General features: G+C 55.6%; 2 protein-coding genes. Both read left to right on the top strand.

Annotation, left to right across the window (positions count from 1 at the left end; genetic code table 11):
- Positions 1-72: 72 nt before the first annotated feature.
- Positions 73-396, top strand: coding sequence for an LPD28 domain-containing protein (locus tag ACESTR_RS16320; protein ID WP_195498444.1), 324 nt, complete (start codon positions 73-75; stop codon positions 394-396).
- Positions 397-401: 5 nt separating this feature from the next.
- Positions 402-700: hypothetical protein (locus ACESTR_RS16325; protein ID WP_373179462.1), on the top strand; the 299-nt coding region annotated here is incomplete at its 3' end.

Below are 700 nucleotides of genomic sequence, written 5' to 3' on the forward strand. Positions count from 1 at the left end.
GCGTGGCACCGAATCTTTCTTTAATAACCTGCCGCCTGCTCCGCAACGAGCGGGCGGCGTCATTTCCATATCATGGCATACGAATCATCCATTCCTTTCGCGGATATCAGGGATTTCCGCGAGGCCGAGATCAACGGCATCTCTGCTCTTTTCACTATGTGTCGCCTCGATTCCGAAACCCTTCCCGCCGATTTTCATTCGTGCGAGGTCATGGGCGGTCGGGGCAGCGATTTCCAGTGGCTCGTTCCGCTGGCTTTGGCAAACTTCTCCGGAACGTTCGTCTCCCGGCAGCCCCTGCTCCGGGAAGGACAGGCGTACGCTGAAATACGCCGGTACGGCATCTATGACGCGACGACAGTCGACGAATGGTCTGAAAACAACAACGATAACTCTTAAACACTATGCGACGAAAATTCAAACTGAAGGTCAGCTATACCTTCAACGGCTGTTTTACCCTGCGTGCGGCTTCCGGCAAGGAGGCCGCACGTCTTGTTTCCGAACAATGCGGAACGGTTCTGAGTGCGATTCAAACGACTCTCGGCGAAGAATCCGAGGTAGACTGGCATTTCGACAAACATCCCCGGCTTGCAATCCGGGAAGTAATCGCTCTTCCGGAGACCCTTGACGGGGAGAAGCTGCCGCGCGTGCAGGTCTTTCACCCCGGGCAGCGTGTCTTCCGGAGCGATCCCGACTATGAAAT

It is taken from the genome of Alistipes sp. DJF_B185, from assembly GCF_964250025.1.
GTDB classification, from domain to species: domain Bacteria; phylum Bacteroidota; class Bacteroidia; order Bacteroidales; family Rikenellaceae; genus Alistipes; species Alistipes finegoldii.

Excerpts from the sequence above, each read along its gene's own strand:
- ACESTR_RS16320 (WP_195498444.1), top strand. The coding sequence starts at position 73 with ATGGCATACGAATCATCCATTCCTTTCGCGGATATCAGGGATTTCCGC.